Origin of the sequence: Streptomyces lacaronensis, assembly GCF_047337785.1 — a bacterium.
Taxonomy (GTDB): domain Bacteria; phylum Actinomycetota; class Actinomycetes; order Streptomycetales; family Streptomycetaceae; genus Streptomyces; species Streptomyces lycopersici.
Genome location: NZ_JBLHDK010000003.1, coordinates 1,209,831 through 1,219,517, shown reverse-complemented (window position 1 = coordinate 1,219,517; position 9,687 = coordinate 1,209,831). Strand labels below are relative to the sequence as shown.

Sequence of the window (9,687 nt, the reverse complement as noted above, 5' to 3'; positions counted from 1 at the left end):
TGTTTCAAGGGGCTGGGGATAGTGGCGGAAGACGAAAAACTCCTTGACTACCTCAAGAAGGTGACGGCTGACCTGCGTCAGGCTCGTCGGCAACTTCGACAGGTGGAGGAGCGGGACCGGGAGCCCATCGCCATTGTGGCGATGAGCTGCCGGTACCCCGGGGGCGTGAAGACGCCGGAGGAGCTGTGGCGGCTCGTCGCCGAGGGCGGCGACGCCATCAGCGAGTTCCCTCCTGACCGAGGCTGGGACGTCGATGGCTTCTTCGACCCGGACTCGGAGCGATCCGGTACCTTCTCCGTCCGCGAGGGCGGGTTCCTGGAGGCCCCCGGCGACTTCGACCCCGGCTTCTTCTCCATGAGCCCGCGGGAGGCGCTCGCCACCGACCCCCAGCAGCGGCTGCTGCTGGAAACCGCCTGGGAGGCGTTCGAGCGCGCCGGAATCGACCCGGCGTCGGTGCGGGGCAGCCAGGCCGGTGTGTTCGTGGGTGCCTCGCCCTCCGGCTACGGCGCCGGGGTGAGCGAGATGCCCGAAGGCGTGGAGGGGCTGCTGCTCGCGGGCAACGCCACCTCCGTGGTCTCCGGGCGGGTTGCCTACACCCTGGGCCTCGAGGGGCCCGCCGTGACGGTGGACACCGCGTGCTCGTCGTCGCTGGTCGCCCTGCACTGGGCCTGCCAGGCGCTCCGTCAGGAGGAGTGCTCGCTGGCCCTGGCGGGTGGCGTCGCCGTCATGTTCACCCCCAGCATGTTCGTCGAGTTCAGCCGGCAGGGCGGGCTCGCCCCCGACGGCCGGTGCAAGGCGTTCGGCGCGGGTGCCGACGGCACGGGCTGGGCGGAGGGCGTGGGCCTGCTCCTCCTGGAGCGGCTCTCGGACGCCCGGCGCAACGGCCACCCGGTGCTGGCCGTCATCCGAGGCTCGGCGATCAACCAGGACGGCGCGTCCAACGGTCTGACGGCGCCCAACGGCCCCTCGCAGCGCCGGGTGATCCGCCAGGCGCTGAAGAACGCCGGCCTGACGCCCGCTGATGTGGATGCGGTGGAGGCGCACGGCACGGGTACGTCGCTGGGTGACCCGATCGAGGCGCAGGCCCTGATGGCCACCTACGGCAAGGAGCGGCCGGAGAACAAGCCGCTGTGGCTGGGCTCGCTGAAGTCCAACATCGGCCACTCCCAGGCGGCCGCCGGTGTCGGCGGGGTCATCAAGATGGTGATGGCCATGCGCGAGGGTATGCTGCCCAAGACGCTCCACGCGGACGAGCCCTCCAGCCAGGTGGACTGGACCGAGGGCGACATCCGGCTGCTGAACGAGTCGACCCCCTGGCCCGAGACCGAGCGGCCTCGGCGGGCCGGTGTGTCCTCGTTCGGCATCAGCGGGACGAACGCGCACGCGATCCTGGAGCAGGCTCCGGAGGCCGAGGTGGCCGAGGAGACCCAGGCCGAGGTCGCCGACGGTCCGGTGGCCTGGGTGGTGTCCGGCCGTAGCCCGGCCGGCCTGCGGGCCCAGGCGGGCCGGCTGCGGGAGTTCGTGGCGGAGCGTCCGGAGCTGGCCGCGGCTGATGTGGCGTACTCGCTGGTGTCGTCGCGGTCGGTGTTCGAGCACCGTGGCGTGGTGACGGGCGCTGACCGTGAGGAACTCCTGGCGCGGCTGGGCGTGTTGGCCGGGGATGAGGTCGCCTCGGGTGTGACGCGTGGTGTGGCGGATGTCCGCGGCCGTTCGGTGTTCGTGTTCCCGGGTCAGGGTGCTCAGTGGATGGGCATGGCGGTGGGGCTGCTGGAGTCCTCGCCGGTGTTCGGGGAGGCGATCGGTGAGTGTGAGTCGGCTCTGTCGGCTCATGTGGACTGGTCGCTGACGGATGTGCTGCGTGGCGCCGGGGGCGCTCCTGGTTTCGACCGGGTGGATGTGGTCCAGCCGGTGCTGTTCGCGGTGATGGTGTCGCTGGCGAAGCTGTGGCGTTCGGTGGGTGTGGTGCCGGATGCGGTGATGGGTCACAGCCAGGGTGAGATCGCGGCGGCCTGTGTCGCGGGTGCGTTGTCGCTGGAGGATGCCGCGAAGGTGGTGGCGTTGCGGTCGCAGGCGATCGCGGCCGGTCTCGCGGGCCGTGGTGGCATGGTGTCGGTCGGACTGTCCGCGGACGAGGCCAAGGAGCGGATCGCCGCCTGGGATGGTGCGATCTCGGTGGCCGCGGTCAACGGCCCGGGTTCCGTCGTGGTCTCGGGTGACCCGGGTGCGCTCGATGAGATGGTCGCCCAGCTGGAGGGTGAGGAGATTCGTGTTCGCCGGGTTCCGGTGGACTACGCCTCGCACTCGGCCCATGTGGAGGGGATCCGCGAGGAGCTGCTGAAGGTCCTGGCGGACATCGCGCCGCGCTCTTCCGAGGTGCCGTTCTACTCCACGGTGACCGGTGAGCTGGTGGACACCGCTGGTCTGGACGCCGAGTACTGGTACCGCAACCTGCGGCAGACCGTCGAGCTGGAAGCCACCACCCGCACCCTGCTCGGCAAGGGACACGCCTTCTTCATCGAGGTGAGCCCGCATCCCGTGCTGACCCTGCCCATTCAGCAGACCGTGGAGGCCGCTGAGGCGCAGGCGGTGGTCGTCGGCACGCTGCGGCGTGACGAGGGCGGTCCGGGGCGGTTCCTGACCTCCGCCGCCGAGGTGTTCGTGCGCGGCACCAAGGTCGACTGGGCCACCACGTTGGAGGGCCGTGGAGGCCGCCGGGTCGAGCTGCCGACCTACGTCTTCCAGCGTGAGCGCTACTGGCTCGATGGATTCGGCCTGCCGCCCGGCGGAAGCGCGGCCGAGATCACCGGCTCCGTCGACGCGCGGTTCTGGGAGGTGGTGGAGCGCCAGGACCTGGAGTCGCTGGCGGGGACGTTGGCGGTCGACAGCGAGGCGCCGCTGAGCGCCGTGCTGCCCGCCCTGTCCGCGTACCACCGCAACAACCGTGACCAGTCCACGATCGACGGCTGGCGCTATCGGGTGTCGTGGAAGCCGCTCTCCGAGATCGCCGACGGCTCGCTGTCGGGGACGTGGCCCGTGGTCGTTCCGGCGTCCCGCGCCGGGGACGAGCTGGTCTCGGAGGTCGTCGCCGGGCTCGAGCGGCACGGCGCGGATGTGGTCTCGATCGTCGTGGACGAGCGGGACCTCGACGCGGACGTGCTCGCGGAGCGGCTGCGTGAGGTGGCCGCCGACGCACCCGAGCTGGGTGGGGTGCTGTCGCTGCTGGCCCTGGACGAGGAGCCCTGCCCGGGGTACCCGGCGCTGTCGGGCGGCTACGCGCTGACCCTGGTGCTGGTGCGGGCCATGGTCGGGGCCGAGATTCCGGCCCGGCTGTGGTGCGGTACGCGGGGCGCGGTGTCGGTGGGGCGTTCGGACCGGCTCACCAGCCCGGCGCAGGCGATGGTCTGGGCGTTGGGCCGGGTGGCCGGGCTGGAGCTGCCCCCGCTGTGGGGCGGTCTGGTGGATCTGCCCGAGTCGCTGGATGAGCGCGGTGCGGAGCGGCTGGCCGGTGTGCTGTCCGTCGAGGGTGGCGAGGACCAGGTCGCGGTGCGTGGCTCCGGTGTCTTCGTACGTCGTCTGGTGCGCTCGGCCGCGGCTGTCGGTGAGGGGATCTCGTGGCGGGCGCGTGGCACGGTGCTGGTGACCGGTGGCACGGGCGGGCTCGGTGGCCAGGTGGCCCGCTGGCTGGTCCGCAGCGGTGCCGAGCACCTGGTGCTGACCAGCCGCCGCGGTCTGGAGGCCGAGGGCGCCGCCGGGTTGAAGGCGGAGCTGGAGGGCATGGGCGCCGAGGTGACGGTGGCCGCGTGTGACGCGGCGGACCGCGACGCCCTCGCCGCCGTCCTGGCCGCCGTACCGGAGCACCAGCCGCTCACCGCAGTGGTGCACGCGGCGGGTGTCACGATCGCGGCCTCCCTGCTGGAGACCGAGCTCGCCGACGCGGCCCGGGTGGTGTCGGGCAAGGTCGCGGGCGCCGTCAACCTCGATGAGCTGCTCGGCGACCGTGAACTCGACGCGTTCGTGGTCTTCTCGTCCATCTCCGGGATCTGGGGTGGCGGCAGCCAGGGCGTCTACGGCTCCGGAAACGCCTTCCTGGACGCGCTGGTGGAGCAGCGCCGTGCGCGGGGTCTCGCGGGCACCGCCGTCTCCTGGGGCCCGTGGGCCGAGGGCGGCATGGCGACCCGGGACGATGCGGGGGAGCAGCTGGCGCGGCGCGGACTGCCCGCGATGGCACCCGAGTTGGCGATCGCCGCTCTGGAACGCGCGGTGGCCGGTGACGACGGTGTGGTGACGGTCGTGGACGTGGACTGGGAGCGATTCGCCCCCTCGTTCACCGCGGTCCGGCCCAGCCCGTTCCTGAGCGACCTCGACGAGGTCCAGCGGCTGGAGGCCAAGGGGGGTGACGGCGAGAGCTCCGACGCCGCCGGAGCGCAGCTGCGCGAGCGGCTGAGGCCGCTCACCGAGGGCGAGCGGGACCGGGCGCTGCTCGATCTGGTGCGCAAGCACGCCGCCGCCGTGCTCGGCTACGCCTCCGCGGAGATGGTCGAGCCGAACCGGGCCTTCCGCGATCTGGGCTTCGACTCGCTGACCGCGGTCGACCTGCGCAACCGGCTGACGGCCGAGACCGGTCTCAGCCTTCCCGCCACGCTGGTCTTCGACTACCCCAGCGCCTCGACGCTCGCGGCGCATCTGCGCACCGAGGTGCTCGGCGCATCGTCCCCGGCACTCACCGCCGGGTCCGGTGCCTCCGCCGTCGCCGGCGCGGACGACGACCCCATCGCGATCGTCTCCATGAGCTGCCGCTTCCCCGGTGGGGTGCGGAGCCCGGAGGACCTGTGGCAGTTGGTCGAGGGCGGCGGTGACGCCATCTCGTCGTTCCCGTCCGACCGAGGCTGGGACCTGTCGGGCATGTACGACCCTGACCCGGACCGGCCGGGCACGTTCTACGCCCGTGAAGGCGGATTCCTCTACGACGTGAGCGAGTTCGACCCCGGCTTCTTCGGGATCTCGCCCCGTGAGGCGCTGGCGACCGACCCGCAGCAGCGGCTGCTGCTGGAGACCTCCTGGGAGGCGTTCGAGCGGGCGGGCATCAACCCCACGTCCGTGCGGGGCAGCCAGGTCGGTGTGTTCGTCGGCTTCTCGGGATCCGGATACGGCACCAACCTGACGACGGTGCCCGAGGACGTCGAGGGCCATCTGCTGACGGGCAACGCCGGCAGCGTCGTCTCGGGCCGCCTGGCCTACACCTACGGCCTGGAAGGCCCCGCCGTCACGGTGGACACGGCCTGCTCGTCGTCGCTGGTGGCCCTGCATCTGGCCTGCCAGTCGCTGCGCCAGGGCGAATGCTCCATGGCGCTGGTCGGCGGCGTGACGGTGATGGCGACCCCGATGGCGTTCGTCGAGTTCAGCCGGCAGGGCGGTCTCGCGCCCGATGGCCGCTGCAAGCCCTTCTCGGCCGCGGCGGACGGTACCGGCTGGTCCGAGGGCGCCAACGTGCTGCTCGTGGAGCGGCTGTCGGACGCCCGGCGCAACGGTCACCAGGTGCTGGGCATCGTGCGGGGCTCCGCCGTGAACCAGGACGGTGCGTCCAACGGTCTTACGGCGCCGAACGGGCCGTCGCAGCAGCGGGTGATCCGCCAGGCGCTGGCCAGCGCCGGGGTGTCGGCCGCCGAGGTGGACGCGGTGGAGGCGCACGGCACGGGTACCTCGCTGGGCGACCCGATCGAGGCGCAGGCGCTGCTGGCCACCTACGGCAAGGAGCGGCCGGAGGGGCGCCCGTTGTGGCTGGGTGCGCTGAAGTCCAACATCGGACACACCCAGGCCGCGTCCGGACTCGCCGGTGTCATCAAGATGGTGATGGCGATGCGGCACGGTGTGCTGCCGAAGACGCTGCACGTGGATGCGCCGTCGCCGCAGGTGGACTGGTCGGCGGGCGAGGTGCGACTGCTGACCGAAGCCACGGCGTGGCCGGAGACGGGGCAGCCGCGCCGGGCCGGTGTCTCCGCGTTCGGTGTCAGCGGCACGAATGTGCACACCATCATCGAGCAGGCCCCGACGGACGCCGATGACGAGCGGCCGGGCGAGGTGACGGCTCCCGACGAGCGTGGTGGGGCTCCTTGGACGCTGTCGGCCCGGAGCGCGGACGGGTTGCGCGCTCAGGCGCGGCGGCTGCGGGCGCATCTGACCGCACGGCCGGAGCTGAGCCTGAAGGACGTGGGCTACTCCCTGGTCGCCACTCGGTCGGTGTTCGAACACCGTGCCGTGCTGACGGGTACGGACCGCGCGGAGCTGCTGCGCGGACTCGAAGCCCTCGCCACCGGCGAGGAGACCCCCGGGGTCGTGCGCTCGGTCGCGACTCCCACGGGAATCACGGCGTTCCTGTTCTCGGGTCAGGGCGCGCAGCGCCTGGGCATGGGCCGCGAGCTGTACGACACCTTCCCGGTGTTCGCCCGCGCCCTGGACGAGGTGTGCGCGCACCTGGACATGCTGCTGGACCGTCCGCTGAAGGATGTGATGTTCGCGCCGGAGGACAGTGCGGATGCCGCGCTGCTCGACCAGACGGCCTTCACCCAGCCCGCGTTGTTCGCCATCGAGGTGGCGTTGTTCCGGCTGTTGTCGGCGTGGGGTGTCGCCCCGGATGTGGTGATCGGTCACTCCATCGGTGAGATCGCGGCCGCCCATGTGGCGGGGGTGCTCTCGCTGGAGGACGCGTGCACTCTGGTGGCCGCCCGCGGCCGCCTGATGCAGGCCCTTCCCGAGGGCGGTGCCATGGTCGCCATCGAGGCGTCGGAGGAGGAGGTCGCCCCGTCGCTGGCCGGTCGCGCGGCCGAGGTGAGCATCGCCGCCATCAACAGCCCGGCCTCTGTCGTCATCGCCGGTGACGAAGAAGCGGCGCTGGAGATCGCGGGACAGTGGGCGGAGCAGGGCCGTAAGACCCGCCGCCTCCGTGTCAGCCACGCATTCCACTCGCCTCGCATGGACGCGATGCTGGACGACTTCCGCAAGGTCGTCGAAGGGCTGTCGTTCGCCCCGCCCTCCCTGGCCCTGATCTCCAACGTGTCGGGCAAGTCGGCGGGTCCCGACGAGGTGTGCTCGCCGGAATACTGGGTGCGGCACGTCCGGGAGTCGGTGCGCTTCCTGGACGGGATGCGCTCTCTCGAAACCGCGGGCGTGACCAGGTTCTTCGAGGTGGGCCCCGACGGCGTGCTCTCGGCGATGGCGCGCGAGTGCCTGACGGCGGAGGAGGCTTCGGCCCCCGTCGTGGTGCCCGCGCTGCGCAAGGACCGCCCCGAGGCCCAGTCGCTGACCACGGCGCTCGCCGAACTCCATGTGCACGGCACCACCGTCGACTGGGAGGCGCTGTTCGCCGGTGAGGATGTCCGGCGGGTCGAGCTGCCGACGTACGCGTTCCAGCGGCAGCGCTACTGGCTCGAGGACGCCGAGGGCGATGCCTCCGCCGGCCCCGCCTCCGGGGACTCGGTCGACGCCCAGTTCTGGGACGCGGTCGAGCGTGAGGACCTCCAGGCGCTGACCACCGCGCTGCACGTGGACAAAAACGCCTCGCTGACCGAGGTGCTGCCCGCTCTGTCGTCCTACCGGAAGGGCCATCGTGAGCGTTCCACGGTGGACGGCTGGCGCTATGAGATCGCGTGGGCCCCGGTGTCCGAGCTGTCGGAGGGGGCGCTGAGCGGGACCTGGATGGTCATGGTTCCCGACTCGCACGCCGACGACGAGCTGGTCACCTCCGCGGTGAACACGCTCGAGCGGCAGGGCGCGGAGGTGGCGCGGATCGTGCTCGACGGCGCCGTGGACATCGACCGCGCGGCGGTCGCCGAGCGGTTGCGCACGGCGGCCGAGGGCGCGTCGGACGGAACCGTCGGCGGGGTCCTCTCCCTGCTGGCCCTGGACGAGAACCCCAGCCCCGAACACGCGGTCGTGCCGCGAGGACTCGCGCTGAACCTTCTCGCCCTGCAGGCACTCGTGGACGCCGGTGTCGAGGCCCCGCTGTGGGTGGCCACGCGAGGCGCCGTCTCGGTGACCGGATCCGACACCCTGCGCAGCGCCGCCCAGGCGCAGATGTGGGGCCTCGGCCGGGTCGCCGGTCTGGAGCACCCCCGGCTCTGGGGCGGTCTGGTCGACCTCCCGGAGACGCTGGACGAGCGGGCCGCGAACCGGCTGGCCGATGTGCTGGGCGGCGGCGCGGGCGAGTTCGAGGACCAGGTGGCGGTGCGCACCTCCGGGGTGTTCACCCGACGTCTGGTGCGGGCTGCCGCCCCGCAGACCACGGCTCAGCCGTGGAGTGCGCGGGGCTCGGTGCTGGTGACCGGCGGCACCGGGGGAGTGGGCGGCCAGGTGGCCCGGTGGCTGGCACGCGCCGGCGCCGAGCACCTGGTGCTGACCAGCCGCCGTGGCCTGGAGGCCGATGGTGCCGCCGAACTGCGTGACGAGCTCGTCACGTTGGGCGCCGAGGTGACCATCGCGGCATGTGACGCCGCCGACCGTGATGCCCTGGCCGGCGTGCTGGCCGCCATCCCGGAGCGGTATCCGCTGAACGCCGTCGTGCACGCGGCGGGTGTTCTGGACGACGGTGTCCTGGACTCGATGTCGGTGGAGCGGGTAGCGGGTGTGCTGCGTCCCAAGGTGGACGGGGCCCGCAACCTGCACGAGCTGACCGAGGGCCTCGACCTGTCCGCGTTCGTGCTGTTCTCCTCGCTCGCCGGAGCCATCGGCGGCGCCGGGCAGGGCAGTTACGCGGCGGCCAACGCCTACCTCGACGCCCTGGCGCAGCAGCGCCGGGCCCAGGGCCTGGCGGCCACCTCGGTGGCCTGGGGCCCGTGGGCCGAGGGCGGCATGGCGGTCGACGGGGCGCTGGAGGACCGGCTGCGGCGCGGCGGCATGGCCGCGATGACCCCGGAGCTGGCGGTCAAGGCCCTCCAGCAGGCCCTTGACCTGCAGGAGACCCACCTGGCCATCGCCGACCTCGACTGGGAGCGATTCGTACCCGCCTACACCGCCGTACGGGCCAGCCGGCTGCTGGACGAGGTGCCCGAGGCGCGGCGGATCCTGGAGGCCGCGCTCGGCGGCGGGACCGCCGCGGTGTTCGAGACCGGTGGCTCGGAGCTGCGCGAGCGGCTCGCCGGAATGTCCGAGGCGGAGCAGGAACGAGCGCTGCTCGACCTGGTCACCACGCAGGTGGCGATGGTGCTGGGCTTCCCGTCGGTGGAGTCGGTCGAGTCCCAGCGGGCCTTCCGCGAACTCGGCTTCGACTCGCTGACCGCCGTCGAACTGCGCAACCGGCTGGACGCGGCGACGGACCTGCGCCTGCCCGCGACGATCGTCTTCGACCACCCGACGCCCGCGGCGCTGGCCCGCCGACTGCGTACCGACGTCGTCCGGGACGGAGTCTCGGCGGCCGCACCGATCCTCAGCGAGCTGGACCGGATCGAAGCGGCGATGGCCACGATCTCCGCCGACGACGTGGACCGGCCGAGGATCACGACGCGCTTGCAGACGCTGCTTCTGAAGTGGGGAGAAGCGGAACAGGATTCGGGCAACACTGGCAAGAAGACGGTCGCGAACAAGATTCAGTCGGCGACATCCGATGAGATCTTCGACTTCATTGACAAGGAGCTTGGGATTTCCTGAGCTGAGTTTCCTGACGGAGCCTCGGTCAATTCCCGAGGATCGCTCCTT

At 72.1% G+C, this 9,687-nt stretch carries 1 protein-coding gene; it reads left to right on the top strand.

The window, feature by feature from the left end:
* Positions 1–21 precede the first annotated feature (21 nt).
* Positions 22–9,639, top strand: a complete 9,618-nt coding sequence (locus ACMTAK_RS06130) for a type I polyketide synthase (protein WP_413805213.1) — start codon at positions 22–24, stop codon at positions 9,637–9,639.
* The last annotated feature ends 48 nt before the right edge of the window (positions 9,640–9,687 follow it).